The following is an 18,393-nucleotide window of genomic DNA, read 5'->3' as shown; positions in this document are numbered from 1 at the left end:
AGCTCCACATGCCAGACCCTCTTCAATTAACTGTTAAGGATTGTTTCTAATGTTGAACGATCTGCATTTTTTACAAGTCGTACGATTAATTCTTTTGCAGCATCAATATCATCTGTGTGAATAACAGACGCATGTGAATGAATATAGCGTGCGCAAATACCGATTACCGTACTTGGTACACCATCATTTGAGATATGGACATTACCAGCATCTGTACCACCTGGAGATACAAAGTATTGATATGGGATATTATTTGATTCAGCTGTATCTAATACATATTCCCGCATACCTTTATGCGTTACCATAGTACGGTCAAAGATGCGAAGTAATGGACCATTACCTAATTGACCAAATTGATTTTTATCACCTGAAACATCATTTGCAGGACTTGCATCTAATGCAAAGAACAAATCTGGTTTAATCATGTTAGCAGAGACCTTTGCACCTCGTAATCCAACCTCTTCCATGACGTTGGCGCCTGAATACAATGTATTTGGAAGTTTTTCACCTTTTAATTCTTTTAATAATTCAATTGCTAAACCACAGCCGTAACGGTTATCCCATGCTTTTGCCATGATTTTCTTTGGATTGGCCATCGGAGTGAATGGACATACAGGAATAATAGACTGTCCTGGACGAACTCCCATTCGTATTGCATCTTCTTTATCATCTGCACCTATATCGATTAGCATATTACTAATTTCCATTGGTTTTGCTTGCATTTCATCTGTTAATAAATGTTTTGGTACTGAAGAAATAACGCCTGGAATAGGCCCTTTTGTTGTATAAAGTTCAACACGTTGAGCAAGCATAACTTGATTCCACCAACCACCAAGTGTTTGGAAACGAATCATTCCATTATCTGTAATCTGAGTAACCATAAATGCTACTTCATCCATATGGCCTGCTACTAAAATACGCGGACCATTTTCGTCACCTTTTTTTAAACCAAAAATCCCACCTAAATTGTCTTGTACAATTTCGTCAGCATATTTTGATAATTCTTGTCGCATATAAGCGCGCACCGCATGCTCATTACCTGGAGCACCTGGTAATTCTGTAAGTGTCTTAAACATTTCTAACGTATCTTGTCTCATTAATAAGCCTCCCTTAGAGCATTCCCTACTATTGTAGACAAAAAAGTGGAAAAATTCCACCACAATACTTCGCATATCGAAATGGTATTTTCACAAAAAAGCCTCTCTTAACGCCTTCTTATTGTCACACTCTTAAATGGATGTGGTAAACTAAGTTCATATACAGAAAGGGGCGTATTTGATGAAACTGAACGATTTCTTACTAGGAGTAGTAACAGGAATTGCAGCAACATATGTCATTAAAGAAGTAAGTGAAAAGGTGAATCCATATAAAAATGCCAATCGCGTTTTAGAAGATATTAAAGATGCATTTAAAGCGCAAGGACCTATTGATGGATCATGGATTTTCATGGAGCCTCAAACATTCCACAAAGAAAATATTGAAATTCCTATTTACAAAGGTGGCATTTCTCGAGTTGAACAAGGTGAAACTGTAAATTTCGAATTTGCAGCTGATGCAAGAACGGGAACTGTTGTCGATTTGGTTAGAGTATAAGAAAAAGTAAATTGATTGATAAACATTTTAATCCTTGACTTATTCTATGGATGAGTTGAGGATTTTTCTATTTCAGCACAAAAACACCCCACACATTGTGTAGGGATAATATTCTTTTTATAAGGCTGTTGTACGGGATTCGATTGAACAAGATAATTCATCAATTACTTCTTTTCCTGTTTGATCCCATTTAATTATGCGTTTGAAAGCATCATGATAGAAGCTAAACCAATATCCATTATCTAGCGCTTCTTTCACTAATTTCTCTTTGGCAAATATGGATGTCATTGGATAGTCATCATAAGCTAGTACCCATAGTGGGTTTTGATGTGCATGGGTTGGCATGATGTCTGCCATGTGTAAAATGGTTTCTCCTTTTTGTGTTAATCGGATAATACTATGGCCGTCACTATGTCCTCCAGTATGAACCATTAAAATTCCTGGTAACACTTCAAATTGTCCATCAAATGTCTTCACTTGATCCACTACTGGTTGCCAATTGACTTCCCAATATGTATTTGCTGATCGAATATTCGGCTCACGCATCTCATCCCATTCAATTTGTGAAACAAAAATATCAGCATTTGCAAATGTAGACACAAATTTTTCATTTTGCCATTTTGTTAATCCACAAGCGTGATCAAAGTGCAAATGTGTCATTAAGACATAATCAATATCATCCGTAGTTAAACCTAACTCTTTTAAGCCAGCTTCAATATCTGATTGTTCTGCTACGCCAAAATTTCGAAGCTGCTTGTCCGTAAATTTTCCATTACCAACACCAGAATCAATTAGTAGATTCTTTCCTTGATATTGAATTAAAATTGGATCTGTTCGTAATTCGATTTGATTTTTGTCGTTCACTGGATATTTTCGTGACCATAATGGCTTTGGCACTACACCAAACATTGCTCCACCATCTAAAAAAGTGGCACCCCCATTTAGCCAAGTTAGTTTCATGTCATGAAATTGAAATGTATCCATACTTAAGATCCCCCTTTGTTTAAATCATTGCATCTATAATTTAATGAATGATGCTTCACATAATTGTAACATGTTTAAAAAATATTGTACTATTTTATATGATAAAAAGACAAAATTTTCTATAATAGAATAAATTAAATACTTTTATCAACAAAATTCCTTTTCTGTTTATTTAAATCATAGAAGGGTATACTAATGCAACGAAACTATATAACTAAGTGAGGAGAAACATGAGGAGTAAAAACGATTATGAAGAAAAATGCATTCAATATTTAGAACTACTCAATTCGATTGAAGAGTTAGAGATTTCAGAAGACCTGTCATTGGATTTCCAAAAAGAAATTGGAAAGCGCTTGAAACAATTTGAAAAAGAAATATTAGCACAGCCATTAAGAAAGAATTCATTTAATTAACTTCTAATAAAACACTCATGATTTTCGATTTCATAGTAAAGAGTTGTCCAAAATAGTTATTGGACAACTCTCATGTTAGTCTTTTTTTGTTTGGAATTGTGATTCTAGGCGATAAATTGGTTGACCTTTGGAAGAGAATTTTTCTTCATATTCAGTCATCACATTATCTTCTGGCATTTCTGCATGTAAATCAAGCGATACATAGTTTAGCTTCATGCCATAATGTGACGTACTTACTAATGAAAACTCAAATAAGCCACGGTTATCTGTTTTGAAATGCACTTCTCCATTGTCTACTAAAACATTTTCATATAGTTTTAAGAAATTCTCATGCGTTAACCTACGTTTGGCATGTCGTGATTTCGGCCAAGGATCTGAAAAGTTTAAGTATAGACGATCAACATCATTTTTTGCGAAATATTTTTCTAAATCCGAACCATTTACGCATAGTAAACGAACGTTTTTAGGGGATCCAGCCTCTATCACTTTTTCAGCAGCTGTTACGATGACACTATCGAACAATTCAATACCAATATAGTTGATATCTGGGTTTTGTAATGCCATGCCTGTTATAAATTGACCTTTACCTGAACCTACTTCTATATGCAATGGATTATCGTTTCCAAAGAACTCTTTCCATTTCCCTTTATGACTTTCTGGGTTTGGCTCGATTATTTCCGGATGTTCTTGGATAAAATCTCCTGCCCATGGTTTGTTACGAACTCTCAATGTATTTCCTCATTTCAATTTTTTTCACGATTCAACATTTAATTATTCAAGAAAGCAATGACTTAGTCAAGAAGACTTTCTCGCTAATCGCCATGCTTGTGACTTTAATTCGAAACGAATAGGCTTGTCTTTTGTAGATTCACCTGCATATTCTCCATCAGTATGCGCAATGATGTGCTCATCCATAATTATTTCAAACTCACTTGCTGTAAATTGTTTTACGGCTTTCAGTTTTGTATGTTGTCCAAAGAATACTGTCATAAATAATAATAATAATTTCAAGCGTGATACTTCATTGACAATTGTTAATTCAATTAATCCATCATTCGGAATCGATTTAGGAGAAATTTTCATACCTCCACCATAATAGGGTTGATTACTAGCCACTACAAACCAAACATGATGAAAAACTTCTTCTTCACCATTATGTAATAAAGTTAATGTAAATCTATTATAAGTAAATAATGTTTTGATTAAAAAATAGATGTAAGATAGCTTTCCTAATCCAAGTTTATTTAGATTCTTTTTAACTTTTGAATGATTAACTAGTTTACTAATTGTTGCATCGAAACCATATCCCGCACTATTCATGAAATATTTTCTGTCATCTTCAGTTTTCAAAATTCCGATATCCATTTCAACTTGTGTTATAGGTTGTTGCAAGAATCGTTCAATCTCTTCAACAGAATTAAAATTTTCGAAGCCTCGCCCGAAATCATTGCCTGAACCTGCTGCAATTGCTCCAACTATCGTATGAGAGAAGTAGACGGCACCTTGAATCACCTCATGTATTGTACCATCTCCGCCGATAGCTATTACTAAAAGAGGTTGTTCATCCTCATTTGCGTGTTTCTTTACGATTTCTGTGGCATGACATGGGTATTCCGTAAATTCTACTTTATAAGGTACTGATAATTTAGATTTAAGTTTATTCCATTTTTGTATTACCGATCCATTCCCCGCATTTTCATTTATGATGAAAAGTAGTTTCATGTACGCTCTTCCTCTAATGATTCTATTTGTTCAGAAAGCGTATTGGGTTCATCATCCTGATCGAGTCTATGATAAGAAGTAGTTTGGACATTATCTAAAAGAAATTGTGCCGCTTTAAATTGCATATGCTTCATCGGAGAAGGGTTCTTCTTCAAATTCGCAAACCAATCTGTATAGGTTTTTTTATCAATAAACTCAACGCCATAACTTGATCCAGGATAGTCAATATAACCATTGCGTGATAGAACAACTTTCCTAATAGGCAAATCGATTTCATGTTGTTTAAAAATTTGTGTCACAATGGATTCCATACGATTTAATCCAATTATTGGATTTAATACTTTTTTATCAATCTTCCCGACTTTTTTCTTCCAGAACCTATTACCATCTCCAACAAATACAGCTTGTACTTCTGCTTCTAACATTTGAATGCATATACAATCCGTTGGTGTAAGTATAATAATCCCCATTTCAATAGGCGCTTTCTTCACTTGAAAAATCGGATAATAGAATAGTAAGAAGCTATCTGGCAAACGTTGTGTAAATGCTCTTAGCAATGAATCACGATAGTATTTTGGATCCACATATGATTTTTCTCGTAATGTTGAGCTGGCCCATTTAATTTGAAATTGAAAAAGTTGATCAATATACATTCTTTTTAATTCTTCTATTGTTTGCGGATAATATAAAATTGTTGGTTTGAACAATAATGTGTTCGAGTCTTCTGGAATATCCTCTTCATTAGTCTCGTTTGGTTCAAAACCAGTATTCTCTTCACTCATTTGGTTGAGAAAATCCTGTTTATCACCGAAATCAGTGTCCTCTTCTTCCCATGGAACTATTTTCTTTTTGCGAGTAAATGGCAATATTCTTTTCAGAAAACTTTTATGTTTTTTTTCAACAACTTCCTCTTCATGTTCCCACTCCGTGATCTCTTCACCAGACTCCCAGTCTTTTTTCATACGTGTCCACTGCATTTTTTTTAGTCTTACGAATTGGGTTGGGTATCTTTTTAAATCTTTTTGATAACGTGATACATAATCTTGTAGCTTAACTAACTGTGCCAAAACTTTCCCTCCCCCAAAAATCATTTCAAAAAATTATTTATTAAAGGTCTATGTTCCTATTTTACCATGAAATTTGACGAAAAAAAGGGAGAAGTTGGCGACTTCTCCATAAGATAATATATCAAACATCAAAGTACATATTACAACATGGTTAATTGCTGTACTTTTTCTTCAAAAGCTTGTTGAATTTTACGTGTATAAATACCTGGTTCTCCTGAATGAATCACCGTATCGTTAATTTTAATAATTGGGGTAATTTCAGAAGTCGTTGATGATAAGAAGACCTCATCCATTTGTAATGCTTGTTCTTTTGTGAAAGCTTCCTCTACAACAGGTAAGCCAATTTCCTGACAACATTTCAACACAACTTGTCGAGTAATCCCGTTTAAAATATAGTTATTGGTTGGATGAGTATACAGTACTCCATCTTTTATCCCGTAAATATTAGACGAAGATCCTTCTGTTACAATTTCTCCTCGATGTTGAATGGCTTCATAACAATGAGCCTCATGTGCTTGTTGTTTTGCAAGAACATTTCCAAGAAGATTTAAACTCTTTATATCGCAACGCAGCCAACGAATATCCTCTACAAAGATTGTACTCACACCAAAGCGATGATTATTTACTGGTCTATCGGCGCTTTGCGTATATGCGATAAGAACAGGTTCTGTCAATTCTGTTGGAAAAGCATGATTTCTTGGTGCCACTCCTCTTGTAACTTGAAGATAAACATGTCCAGAAGTTAATTTATTATCTTCGACAAGATCATAAAGCATTTTATGTAGAACATCCTTCGTATAAGGGATGACAAGACGAATCTCATCCGCACTTCGATATAAACGGTCAATATGTTCTGTTGCAGTAAACATCGACCCTTCATAAACTTTGATCACTTCATATATACCATCACCAAATTGATAACCTCTGTCGTTTATTGAAAGTGAAACCTCGTCTTTATCAATTAAGCGATTATTAATAAGCATTTTCCCCAACATACTTCATCTCCTTCTTTCCTTTTCATTATACATAAGTAAAAGATGTGGTGAACAAAAAGTTCATCACATCCTTTACTTAAAATGGCTTTAATATTATTTTTTCTGGTTTGCTATACACTGCGTATACAGAAGAAATTCGGATAAAATTTTCAGTTGTATTGTAAAGCTGATTTGTTTTCAATAATTCCTTTTCTTCCCCTGTTAACACATCTTTAATTTCATCATATTGTTCCCCTGGCCCGGAATTTTTCCAGGCAATGAATTGAATTGCTCGTCCTACATTTGTAAAAGTGTTATTTCTGATTTTCGGATTTATTGCACCACTTGAAAGAATTCCTCTCTTTTTCGGGTCATTAACTGCTACGTTTCGTATAACATTATTTTCAATTATTGGTGTTTTCCAGTTCATTACTCGAATTGCATCATTACGGGTGGTATCTATTGTGTTTCCACGAATCACAACATTCGTATGAAGATGTCCACCTGAATACTTATGTGTACCAATCGCCCGGTCTAAATTCAAAAATTTGTTATTAACAATATTTATCCTATTGTTTGCTGTACAATCGAAATTGCTCCATTTTGAGCTCCAACCAAGTGTTGTTTTGTCTGGTGTATCAATATTAATAGCTTCTTTAATGTATCGATCAGACGGTTTCGAATCAACAAATTGGTTGTTTGAAATGGTTACGTCTTCAGATGCATCCATTTCGATAAAATGGCCTGCATTCATATTGCGGAATTGAATATTGGATATATGGACATTTTTATTATGCCCCATAATGATCGCAAAACTACTCAACTTATAGTTCAAATTGAAGACGACCTTACCTTTTCCAATAAAGTTGATATTTTTTTCTCCATCATAACCACTTACTACTCGTTCTTTTTTAGATAATGATGGACGAATTAATTGGAAAATGGAGTTAGATGGACTCATATTAGGAGTACCAGTTTCATCTCCTTTATTAATTTCTGTGCCATCTTCAAATTCTAAAGTTACGTTTGATGGTACATACAATACATTTGATATTGTATACACACCTCTTGTAAAAATTATTTTACCTCCACCTTGTTTTTCAAGTTGTTCCATATAAGATCTTAATGCATAGTATTGCTTTGTTTGAGACGTATACGATGAACGCAATAGATATTCTTTATTCAGTGTGACTGTTTCTGGTGTTACTTTATATTCTTCTTTGCCAAGATCTTTCATATCGGTAAATTCTATTTTTTCAACAGGTTCAGTTGCTTTATATTCGATATGCATGTAGTATTCCTGTAAGTCTTTTCCTTCATTTGACGCAAGTGCTTTTTTTACACCTAATGTAACAGTATTTTCATTGGATGGCTCATTGGTACCAGTTTGCGCTTCTAATAAAACAGCAATTTTCATATCCTCAAACTGGTTATGTTGGATGATTGGCTTATACGTACCCTTTACATAAATGCCATAATCATTTTTTACAGATTGAATTTTGTTATTTTCGACAGTTGGTAATTTCCAATTTTTCATCACGATTGCATTTGATTCGGTATTTTTTATGAAGTTGTTCACTATCATTACTTTTGAATGATATGTGTCAACAGTAAAGTTATTTGAACTAATGGCTTGATATACTTCATCAAATTTATTTTTTTCGATTAAAACTTGTGTATTCGGGGTCTCATCATACATACTCCAGGATACTTTATAAGTGCCGTATGAAAAGTCAGCTGCTTCGATGCTTATCGCTGGTTTAGAAGAGGATAATTCATTTGTAAAACTGTTATTTTGAATTTTGGTGTTTTTTGTCGCTACTAATTGGATAAAGTATCCTTCATTTGCATTTTCAAATTGAATATTACTAATGGTTAGATTTTTATTATGTCCTGTAATAATACCATTGATATTTTCATTGTTTTGTAAATCTATCGTAGCTTTTCCATTGCTTGTAATTGTTACATTTTCAGAACTACTGTATTCATCGATCATTTCAACATTTTTGACGACGCTAGGCGCTACAAGTTGGAACATTGATTTGGATGCTTTTAATTCATTACCTGTATCCATACTTTTTTCTAATCTCACACCATCATTTAATTGTATGGTGACATTTGAAGGTACAAACAATGTATTAGTAATCTGATAAGTACCTTTCTTTAAAATCAGTGTACCCCCACCTTCTATTTCCATTTTTTCTAGGTAGGATCTAATCGTGTAATAATTTTTTGTTTCAGATGAATACGTCTTATACTTTTTCATGTTTTTATTAATTGGTGTTGTGTTTGTAGAAATGGTATAAGTATTTTGCTTTGCAGACACATTAAATACGGTATCTTTCATTGCCAAAATACTAAATAAAATTGTTAGCGCTCCTATGTAAATGCATATTTTAACGATTCTCTTCATGTATTCATCACTCCTTCTTTAGAAATTGTTGAAATTATCATGTTTTTAGTTTTATTTACAAAGGTGGATTTTGTACATGTAAATATATTTTTTCAGCATTTGAATAGTTACCGAATGATTTGTTTGTAATTCTTATAAAATTTTCAATTGTATTTTTCACTGTGTTCGTTTTAAGAGCCTTTTTGTTCTTGTCACTAAGTGTATTGTAAATTGCTTTGTACTGACTTCCTGGACCATTATTTTTCCATACGATAAATTGCATTGCACGTGCAACGTTATTGAAGTCGTTATATTGAATAGTAGGATTTTTTGCTCCGCTTATTAATATTCCACGCAAATTATTTTTTCCATTTCCTACGTCAGAAATTGAATTATGTTCAATAATCGTATTGGACCAATTCATCACTCGGATTGCATCAGAGCGCATATTTTGAATTTTATTATGACGGATAGTTACGTTGTTATGCAGCTTACCACCAGAGTATTTGTGTGTGCCAACTGCTCTGTCTAATTCTTTAAATGTATTATCTGCTATTAGTACATTGTTATTCGGTTGTTTATCAAATTTGCTCCATGCTTCACTCCAACCTTCAGTAGAGTGATCTGGTGTATCGATATTAATGCCTTCTTTATCATGTCCTTTTAAATGCTTTGAAAATTTAAAAGAAGAATTTTTTATGGTCACATTATTTGAAGCATCTAATTCAATAAAATGACCACCATTCATATTTTTGAATTGAATATTGTCAATAACGATATTTTGGTTATGCCCTATAATTATTCCTATACTTTTTAAATCGAATTGCAAGTCAATAGTTGCATTACCTTTTCCTATTATTTTGATATTTTTTTCACCTTCATATTTTCCATAAACATTCTCTTCCTTCGATTTAGATGGTCTAATAAATTGGAAAATGGATTTTGAAGGTTTTATTTTTGAAGAACCTGTACTTTTTCCTTTTACGATTTTGGCTCCATCCTCAAGTTGAATGGTAACGTTTGAAGGTACATATAATACATTACTAATTATGTATGTTCCTTTATTTAATATCAGTTTACCGCCTTTTGTTTTCTCTAATTTTTCTAGATATGAGCGCAACATATAATAGTTTTTTGTTTGGCTATTATAAGTAGATAATTTCAAAAATGTTGAATCAATTGGCTTACTACTTGGGCTTAATTGATATGTAGGTTTTTCTATAGTCTTAGCTTTCGCTTCGGTTGCATTGTCCATGCTAATGATTATTAAAAATGAAATTGCTAGTGTAAAAATCCAGATGTATTTCTTGTTGCACATTTTAAATTAATATTCTCCTTTTTAAATATTTCGACTTAGATTGAGATTATTGAGAGGTTCTTTTACGCCACTCTTTAGAATGATAGGCACCACTCAGATAAATACCCTTAAATTAAAAAGCCTCCATCTATTAGTTGCATGGAGGCTACTCACTCTATATTAACAAATTTTTACAAATATATCAAAGAGTATTCTACTTTTTTGTACCTAATTCGACAATTGCATCAGCATAAATAGCTGCAGCTTTTACTAAGTTTTCTACGACAACATATTCGTCTGCTTGGTGAGCTAGGTCTGGTTCGCCAGGGAATAACATACCGAATGCCACACCTGTAGGTAATTCACGTGCATAAGTACCGCCACCAATAGATAATAGCTCTGCTTTTTCTCCTGTATTACGTTCATATACTTTAGAAAGTTTTTGAATTAATTCTTCTTTTGGATCCACATAGTGAGGTTTAGAATCATCCACTACATCAAGTGCAAATCCAAGTTTTGCTACTGCTAAACCACCAGCAGTAATTTTTTCTTCATAAGGATATGATACAGAATAGCGCATACTTATATCTACTTGTCCGCCTTTACCCTCTTCAAATGAAACGACTCCAGCATTTAATGTAGTATCTCCTGAAATTTCATCAGTGAATGCTAGTTCTAATGCATGACCGCGTGTTTCGTTCGCAAAACCAGTTACTAAGAATTGGGTGAATTCTTTAGATTGTGGTGTTGTAAATACTGTGTTCAGATATTGGGCAAGTTTCACTGCTGCGTTAATTCCTGCGTTTGGTTCCATTGCATGTGCAGAGCGTCCTTTGACTGATAGTTTATAACCATTATTAAATTCTTCAACAGTACCTTCTAATTCAGCTACTTTTAAGTATGATTTAAAAGTTATTTCAAATTCTTCTGGTACATTTCGTACAATTGCTTCTGCAAAATCCGGTACCATGTTAATTCGGTGGCCTGCATGGAATGATACTAATTGTTCGTTTTCTGATGATTTTGCTTGTTGACGGATTGAAAGTTCGGCGATTCCTTTTTCAGCATTAATAATTGGGAAGTCTGCATCTGGAGCAAAGCCTAATGTTGGCATTTCTTCTTTTTCAACATAGCGTTTTACACAACGGAAACCACTTTCTTCATCAGAGCCAACAATCATACGTACTCTACGATCTAATTTTATTCCTGCATCCTTAACCATTTTCATCGCTAACCATGCTGCCATTGTTGGACCTTTATCGTCAATTGAACCGCGGCCATATAACTTACCATCTTCTACAACAGCACCAAATGGCGGGTGAACCCAGTCACTACCAGCAGGAACAACATCTACATGACAAAGAATTCCAACTAATTCTTCACCTTCACCCATTTCAATATACCCAACCATGTTATCAATGTTTTTTGTTTTTAAGCCTTGCTCTTCGCCTTGTTGAAGCATCCAGTCCAAAGCTTGTTTTGGCCCCTCACCAAATGGAGCATCACTAGAAGCAGTACTTTCATCCAACACACTGTTGATTTGCACTAATTCTTGTAAATTACCAATTAACTCACCTTGGCGTTCTTGGGCTTGTTTCATCCAATTCATATATAAATTCCTCCTTGATAAATCTCTTTATTATTTTACACCCTTTTATACATTTCACATAGGATTATCCAATATACGTACATTAAACAACTACACAGTTTAAATCATTCGTTTTTAAATGTAAACATATTGTTACAATCGTAAAAAGTCAAACAAAAGTATGGAAATTAATAAGTGTTTTCGCTATAATGGAATTGTCAGATAATAAAAGTCTGCAAATCAAAATTGAAAAGGGGATGTCTAAGGCAAACTAAATTAGGAGCCTGAATACCTCACAATTATTTTCGTCCGCTAGTCTTGAGAAATAAGATGAAGGAGTGGTTCAACAATGAAACCAACCACTGATCGGATGCTCAATCGGATAAAAGATGTGTATATGTACATTCATAGTAATGGTACTGTGACTACGCAAGATTTAGTCGATGAATTCGGCATCACTCCTCGCACCATTCAAAGAGATTTGAATGTGTTAGCCTTTAACGATTTGGTAGAAAGTCCAAGTCGGGGCAAATGGACAACGACGCGTAAGAAAGTGAAAATGACATCATAGAAAGGTTCAACGAGTTGAATCTCACGCTTTTCGTTGAATAGACGATCATCTAGCCATATGCTGGTGGCAAATTCGTCTTAATATGTTAATCCGAAAATTATCATAGGTTAATAAAAGAATGACCATGCTGCGTCGCTTGGTCATTCTTTTTGTGTTGTATTTAAGGTTATATGTTAAATGTGAGAGTACAAGTTATTTTATTCTTTCAATTTCTTCCGCTGATAATTCTCGGTACTCCCCGAGTTGTAAATCCTCATCTAGTTGTAAATTCCCCATCGATAATCGTTTCAAGTACGTTACCTTTTTACCGACAGCTTCAAACATTCTTTTCACTTGATGGAATTTCCCTTCTGAGATTTCCAGCTCAATTTCAGATATTTCGCCAGAATTTAATATCTTTAATTTACCTGGCTTTGTATGATAGCCATCGTCTAAAATAACACCGTGATTAAATGCTTCAATATCTTCTTCTGTTACCCTGCCATCAATCTTCGCATAATAGACTTTAGGTACATGTTTTTTCGGGGATAACAAATTATGTGCTAACACACCGTCGTTTGTAATAAGTAAAAACCCTTCTGTATCTTTGTCCAATCGCCCTACAGGAAACGGCTCAAAATGTACATAGTAGGGATTAAGTAAATCAATAACTGTTTGATCATACAAATCTTCTGTCGCAGAAATGACACCTGCAGGTTTGTTCATCATCAAATAGATGAATTCTTGATAATGAACTCGCTCACCAAGAACAGAGACATTTTGTTTATCTGGGTCAACATGAAGAGATACATCTTTTGCAATTACTCCATCTATAGAGACTGCTTTCATCTTCAAAAGTTGTTTTACTTCTTTTCGCGAACCATAACCCATATTGGATAATAATTTATCTAAACGCATAGTTACCCCCTAAAACCTAATTTGCTTGCGATTTTAGTAATTCTAGAACCTAGCAGTTTTTGTGCAAGTCCAATTCTTAATGATAGGAAAGCATATACAGCTATAGCAATTGAAATACATATAACTAAATATACTAGAGCTAGCATTTTAGTATGGGCAACACCAAACATCATGACTAATAATTTATGTGTCACAATAACAAACGCTGCCATAATAACTGTTAATGCTATGATAAGAATTGAACGTCTTATTACCATTTTCGATTTATAATTTAATGCCTTTCTCAAAACAATCATATTTATAGTAATTGAAATTAGATACCCAATCGCTGTTGCCATAATGGCACCTTTCGTTTCATATGCTTCGATTAATGGTATATTAATGGCTAATTTCACTAAAATTCCTGTCAATAAACTAAAGACAATCCATTTTTGATATTCTATTCCTTGTAATAAAGCAGCTGTTACTTGGAAGAGAGCAAAAAGAATCGCTACTGGGGCGTAAAATGCAAGTATGCTAGAGCCCATTGCATCTTCTGAATAAAGTAGGTGGTAAATATCTGTTGATAATAATGAAATACCTACTACAGCTGGCAATGTAACAAATAATAAAACTTGAAACGTCTTATCCATAGCATTCATCAATGCACCATGTTGATTTTTTGTATAGTAATTTGTAATAGCCGGTACAAGTGCCATGGAAAAACCAGTTGCAAGCATTACCGGAATGATAACGATTTTTTGTGTAGTAAAGTTTAACATACCAAGGTAAGCATCCGATACTTTAGCTAAACCAATATTGGACATAGCTGTATTGAATGTTAGCATATCAACTAATTGGAAAAGTGGATTCGCAATCCCTACAAATACATATGGAATAGAATATGTGATTACTTCTGTATAAATACTTTTATAAGATAATTGTCCTGATGACACACTGCTTTGTAACTTTAAGTCAAACTCTGGCTTTAGCTTTCTCCAGTAATACCAAAGCGATATCAGCCCTCCTATTGCTCCTATAAATGCTGAAAATACAGCAAATGAAATAGCAGTTTGTGCTGTTCCGTTAAAAACACGCATGACAAGGAAAGAGCCTATTAATAAAACGATAATACGAACAACTTGCTCTACTAATTGAGAAATCGCTGTTGGCTCCATATGATCATAACCTTGGAAAAATCCACGAGCTAAGCTCATAAACGGCACGACGATTAAAGCAAAACTAATCCACCGAACTACCCCTGCAATTTGTGAAACAGTGACCACTTGCTCTTCATCTTTAATCACTAAATGTGCAATTGGATCTGCTAATAGATACAATGCCAAAAATGATAAAAAGCCAGTAAGTGTCATAATCATTAATCCTGATTTTGCCAGTCTTCTTCCTGATTCATAATCACCTATACTGTTATATTTTGCCACAAACTTTGAAACTGCAATCGGTGCACCAGAGATTGCTACCGATAGCATAATTGTATATGGAACATAGGCATACGAATATAATGCCACGTTTTCTTGCCCAATGATGGCATAAAACGGGAATATGTAAACGAGGCCAAGTACTTTCGATAAAAACATGCCAATTGTTAGTATGGCAGTCCCTTTCATTAAAGATGACATAATACCCTTCCAATCCTTCTAAATCTAATAAAACTAATTTTTAGTTTACAACTCGTTGTTCAATTACTCAAATAGTTTCTGTACTTCGTGTATAATAAATTTAAAAACAGAAAGTGAGTTCCCCTAAATGTATGATGTAATCGTCATCGGCGGTGGTCCGTCAGGTCTAATGGCCGCGATCGCTGCTGGTACTGCAAAAAAGAAAGTCCTGCTTCTAGAGAAAGGGCATAAATTAGGTCGCAAATTAGCAATTTCCGGAGGCGGACGCTGTAATGTTACAAATCGTCTACCAATTGATGAAATTGTCAAACATATACCAGGAAATGGTCGCTTTTTATATAGTCCTTTCACTGTTTATAATAATGAAGATATTATTACTTTTTTTGAAGGTCTTGGTGTTGCATTAAAAGAAGAAGATCATGGTCGCATGTTCCCCGTCTCAAATCGCGCACAAGATGTTGTGGATGCAATGCTCCGTGAGCTGGATCGTTTAAAAGTAGAAATTCGTCAAAACACCCCTGTCGCTAAATTACTAATGAATGATGAGAAAATTATTGGCGTTCGCCTTAATGACGGAAATGAAATCAAAGCGGGTGCAGTCGTAGTCGCTGTTGGTGGTAAAGCAGTTCCTCAAACTGGATCTACTGGTGATGGCTACCCCTGGGCTGAAAAAGCTGGACATACCATTTCTGATCTTTTTCCAACCGAAGTTCCTCTGCTTTCAACTGAGACGTTTATTCGAAACAAAGAGTTGCAAGGTTTAGCACTTCGAGATGCAGAAGTTTCCGTGCTAAATAAAAAAGGGAAAACAATCGTTACTCATAAAATGGATATGCTCTTCACACACTTTGGGTTGAGTGGTCCAGCAGTCTTACGTTGTAGTCAATTCGTAGTTAAAGAAATAAAGAAAAACGGTGGTAACCCTGTATCTGTACGAATTCAATCATTAACAGATTACAATCCTGAATCTGCTTTTCAATTGATTTTCAAAATGGCAAAAGAGGAACCAAAAAAAGCTTTAAAAAATGTTTGGAAAGGACTTGTGCCAGAACGTTGGTTACTATTCTTAATGGGTAGAGCTGATATTGAAGAATCATTGACAGGCGCAGATCTTTCAGCTGAGCAAGCACGTCATCTTGCAGGTAACCTTGTTGGTTTTGAAATGAAAGTAAACGGTACACAACCTCTTGAAAAAGCATTTGTCACAGGTGGAGGTGTCTCTATCAAAGAAATTGAACCAAAAACAATGGCCTCAAAGAAGAAAGCTGGTTTATATTTCTGCGGTGAAATTTTAGATATACATGGCTATACAGGTGGCTATAATATCACTTCTGCACTTGTCACAGGAAGAATTGCTGGAATGAGCGCTGCAGATTATGTTGTCGTTGAAAAAAATTCGTAGTTGAATGTTCCAAACTACACTGAATCTTTTGGTGAATTTCCCAATAAATAGTTCTTGAATACCAGTTATTATTAAAACGAATTCTCTTTTTTATCGGTGGTGGAAATATATATGGTCATTAGTAATGATTGTAAGATTGTAACCGTGGTCAAGAAGAGTATTCGTTTTTTCTCAAAATTAGATTCCTAAATGTTATTTATCTGCAATTTAGGACCTCCATTAAATTGACTATATCTAATGAATGTATAGATAAATTATTCCTCAATCTATTCTCTAATGACCAATTTACTTGTAAAGCCTATTACTCTTTTCCTGTCAACATGAAATATCTTCCACTACCTTTCAGGTCAATTAAAGCATATTATTATAATTGAATATTATATTATTACTATCTCTAGAAAGACGGTATTATCTTAAATGCGATAATAGCTGGTCGAGGTGTATGTTTTGAAAAACAAGTTTCATAATGAGGATGGACCTCCTATTATTGTAGAAAATGATATTAATTTTCACCGAAAATTGGCTCAACAAAATTTGAATCGAATGTATTTAATATCTAAGATTTTCTTATTGCTCATTTTCTTTTTTGTATTATTAAATATTGGTAGTTTTATGATGTCTAATAGAAATACATATAATTATCGCATCTATTTAATTCCTTATTCATTGTTATTTACAACGAACTGTATCATTCTTGTATTAGCCAATCCAAATCGTTTTAAAACAAATGCATCGATTGAATATTATAAGCATTTTGAAGAAAGTGTAGCGCTATATGTTTGTTGGATGTTAATGATTAGTCTAGGAATTTCAATGCTCGATCTAGTATTCTTTCAACATACCATTGTCTATTGTATTGCAGCTGTCGTATGTACATCATTTTTCGTCATGCGTACTCGTTATTTTATAGCACCATTTGTCGTTGCAATTATAGCATTAGCACTTAATTTTTTTAATCAGCGAGAAGATTTTTATCACTATATTTTTGAATTACTGCTAGTCTTCATGCTTACCCCGATTCTAACCTTAATTGCAAATATGAATTATCGTAAATTTAAAGAATCCTATTACCAACAAAAATTCTTATGTCTTGAAACAAATCGTGCCAATCAATTAGCATACGATCTATCAAAAGCAAATGCAGAACTAAGAAGACTCTCTTACACAGATGAACTAACACATATTGCCAATAGAAGAGGCTTTCATAAATACGTTGATTATTTAGAGAAAAGAAATTTACCATTTTATCTTACAGTTTTTATGATAGACATTGATTTTTTCAAAAAATTTAATGATTACTATGGTCATGCATATGGAGATATGGTACTTTCGCGAGTTTCAACTGTTTTAAGTAAAGTTGCATCATCCACCAATTGCTTCACAGCACGTTGGGGCGGTGAAGAATTTATTTTACTTGCTCCAGACAAAAAACCCGAAGAAATAATCGTCATTTATAATCGTATCATCCGAGAAATTAATCAATACGAACTCCAAAATGAAGCTTCAAGCATTTCCAACACGGTAACGTTTAGTATCGGTGCATATCGTGGTGAAGCAAAATCTCAAAAAGACATTCAAGATTTCTTACATAAAGCTGATTCTCTCTTATACGAAATAAAAGAATCTGGACGAAATGGCTTCAAACTAATGGAAAATGAAGAAGTACTATATGAATACCAACCAAATGTGCATCAAAAAAAGCCCTAGAGTGAGTTTTTATTCACTACTAAGGCTTTTAATATGAATATTAAGAAGTTAATTTATACTACTAGAAATTACTCATATTTGATTCAATCAACATTGCAGGAATATAGGATATTCACCATCATTTTTTCACTATTTTTGATAAATTGTGTAAACATACACTAGTCATA

16 protein-coding genes are annotated in these 18,393 nt (G+C 33.9%); 5 read left to right on the top strand and 11 right to left on the bottom strand.

Annotated features, from left to right (window positions below; genetic code table 11):
- Nucleotides 1–26: 26 nt before the first annotated feature.
- On the bottom strand, nucleotides 27–1,097 hold the full coding sequence (locus ABE048_RS07165) for a M42 family metallopeptidase (RefSeq protein ID WP_430310216.1): 1,071 nt from the start codon (nucleotides 1,095–1,097) through the stop codon (nucleotides 27–29).
- 181 nt (nucleotides 1,098–1,278) lie between these two features.
- On the opposite strand from ABE048_RS07165, the gene ABE048_RS07160 reads away from it, so the two are divergent.
- A complete protein-coding gene (locus tag ABE048_RS07160; protein ID WP_430310215.1) occupies nucleotides 1,279–1,593 on the top strand; it encodes a hypothetical protein in 315 nt (104 codons plus the stop codon).
- Between the two features lie 117 nt (nucleotides 1,594–1,710).
- On the opposite strand, the gene ABE048_RS07155 is transcribed toward ABE048_RS07160, so the two are convergent.
- Nucleotides 1,711–2,577 carry a YtnP family quorum-quenching lactonase gene (locus ABE048_RS07155; RefSeq protein WP_430310214.1) on the bottom strand — a complete coding sequence of 289 codons (867 nt, stop codon included), beginning with the start codon at nucleotides 2,575–2,577 and terminating at the stop codon, nucleotides 1,711–1,713.
- 230 nt (nucleotides 2,578–2,807) lie between these two features.
- On the opposite strand from ABE048_RS07155, the gene ABE048_RS07150 reads away from it, so the two are divergent.
- A complete protein-coding gene (locus ABE048_RS07150; RefSeq protein ID WP_430310212.1) occupies nucleotides 2,808–2,990 on the top strand; it encodes a hypothetical protein in 183 nt (60 codons plus the stop codon).
- A 75-nt stretch (nucleotides 2,991–3,065) separates the two neighbouring features.
- On the opposite strand, the gene trmB is transcribed toward ABE048_RS07150, so the two are convergent.
- The 7 genes from trmB to pepV all read right to left on the bottom strand — a co-directional run bounded on the left by trmB (nucleotide 3,066) and on the right by pepV (nucleotide 12,051).
- A complete protein-coding gene (gene trmB / locus ABE048_RS07145; RefSeq protein WP_430310210.1) occupies nucleotides 3,066–3,719 on the bottom strand; it encodes a tRNA (guanosine(46)-N7)-methyltransferase TrmB in 654 nt (217 codons plus the stop codon).
- A gap of 66 nt (nucleotides 3,720–3,785) precedes the next feature.
- A complete protein-coding gene (locus tag ABE048_RS07140) occupies nucleotides 3,786–4,712 on the bottom strand; it encodes a diacylglycerol/lipid kinase family protein (RefSeq protein ID WP_430310208.1) in 927 nt (308 codons plus the stop codon).
- The gene (locus ABE048_RS07135; RefSeq protein ID WP_430310207.1) at nucleotides 4,709–5,779 is read right to left on the bottom strand and encodes an NERD domain-containing protein; all 1,071 of its coding nucleotides are present in this window, start codon (nucleotides 5,777–5,779) and stop codon (nucleotides 4,709–4,711) included. Before ABE048_RS07135 ends, ABE048_RS07140 begins: the two co-directional genes overlap by 4 nt.
- A 140-nt stretch (nucleotides 5,780–5,919) precedes the next feature.
- Nucleotides 5,920–6,762, bottom strand: a complete 843-nt coding sequence (gene dat, locus ABE048_RS07130; RefSeq protein ID WP_430310338.1) for a D-amino-acid transaminase — start codon at nucleotides 6,760–6,762, stop codon at nucleotides 5,920–5,922.
- Between the two features lie 88 nt (nucleotides 6,763–6,850).
- Nucleotides 6,851–9,166 carry a right-handed parallel beta-helix repeat-containing protein gene (locus ABE048_RS07125; RefSeq protein ID WP_430310206.1) on the bottom strand — a complete coding sequence of 772 codons (2,316 nt, stop codon included), beginning with the start codon at nucleotides 9,164–9,166 and terminating at the stop codon, nucleotides 6,851–6,853.
- Nucleotides 9,167–9,221: 55 nt separating this feature from the next.
- Entirely contained in the window at nucleotides 9,222–10,463 is a 1,242-nt protein-coding gene (locus ABE048_RS07120; protein ID WP_430310205.1) for a right-handed parallel beta-helix repeat-containing protein, read from the bottom strand.
- Between the two features lie 193 nt (nucleotides 10,464–10,656).
- Nucleotides 10,657–12,051: a dipeptidase PepV gene (pepV, locus tag ABE048_RS07115; protein WP_430310204.1), complete on the bottom strand. Its 1,395-nt coding sequence runs from the start codon at nucleotides 12,049–12,051 to the stop codon at nucleotides 10,657–10,659.
- Between the two features lie 328 nt (nucleotides 12,052–12,379).
- On the opposite strand from pepV, the gene ABE048_RS07110 reads away from it, so the two are divergent.
- A complete protein-coding gene (locus ABE048_RS07110) occupies nucleotides 12,380–12,601 on the top strand; it encodes a DeoR family transcriptional regulator (RefSeq protein WP_430310202.1) in 222 nt (73 codons plus the stop codon).
- 192 nt (nucleotides 12,602–12,793) lie between these two features.
- On the opposite strand, the gene ABE048_RS07105 is transcribed toward ABE048_RS07110, so the two are convergent.
- Together ABE048_RS07105 and ABE048_RS07100 are read right to left on the bottom strand one after the other, a co-directional pair.
- A complete protein-coding gene (locus ABE048_RS07105; protein ID WP_430310200.1) occupies nucleotides 12,794–13,498 on the bottom strand; it encodes a pseudouridine synthase in 705 nt (234 codons plus the stop codon).
- A 2-nt stretch (nucleotides 13,499–13,500) separates the two neighbouring features.
- Nucleotides 13,501–15,117, bottom strand: a complete 1,617-nt coding sequence (locus ABE048_RS07100) for a putative polysaccharide biosynthesis protein (RefSeq protein ID WP_430310199.1) — start codon at nucleotides 15,115–15,117, stop codon at nucleotides 13,501–13,503.
- A 127-nt stretch (nucleotides 15,118–15,244) separates the two neighbouring features.
- Between ABE048_RS07100 and ABE048_RS07095 the strand changes: the two genes are divergently transcribed.
- Together ABE048_RS07095 and ABE048_RS07090 are read left to right on the top strand one after the other, a co-directional pair.
- Nucleotides 15,245–16,519, top strand: coding sequence for an NAD(P)/FAD-dependent oxidoreductase (locus ABE048_RS07095; RefSeq protein WP_430310198.1), 1,275 nt, complete (start codon nucleotides 15,245–15,247; stop codon nucleotides 16,517–16,519).
- A 447-nt stretch (nucleotides 16,520–16,966) separates the two neighbouring features.
- Nucleotides 16,967–18,226, top strand: coding sequence for a GGDEF domain-containing protein (locus ABE048_RS07090; protein WP_430310197.1), 1,260 nt, complete (start codon nucleotides 16,967–16,969; stop codon nucleotides 18,224–18,226).
- The last annotated feature ends 167 nt before the right edge of the window (nucleotides 18,227–18,393 follow it).

Source organism: Rummeliibacillus pycnus (assembly GCF_050459865.1).
Taxonomy (GTDB): Bacteria; Bacillota; Bacilli; order Bacillales_A; family Planococcaceae; genus Rummeliibacillus; species Rummeliibacillus pycnus_B.
This window is presented reverse-complemented; position numbering and strand designations above follow the sequence as displayed.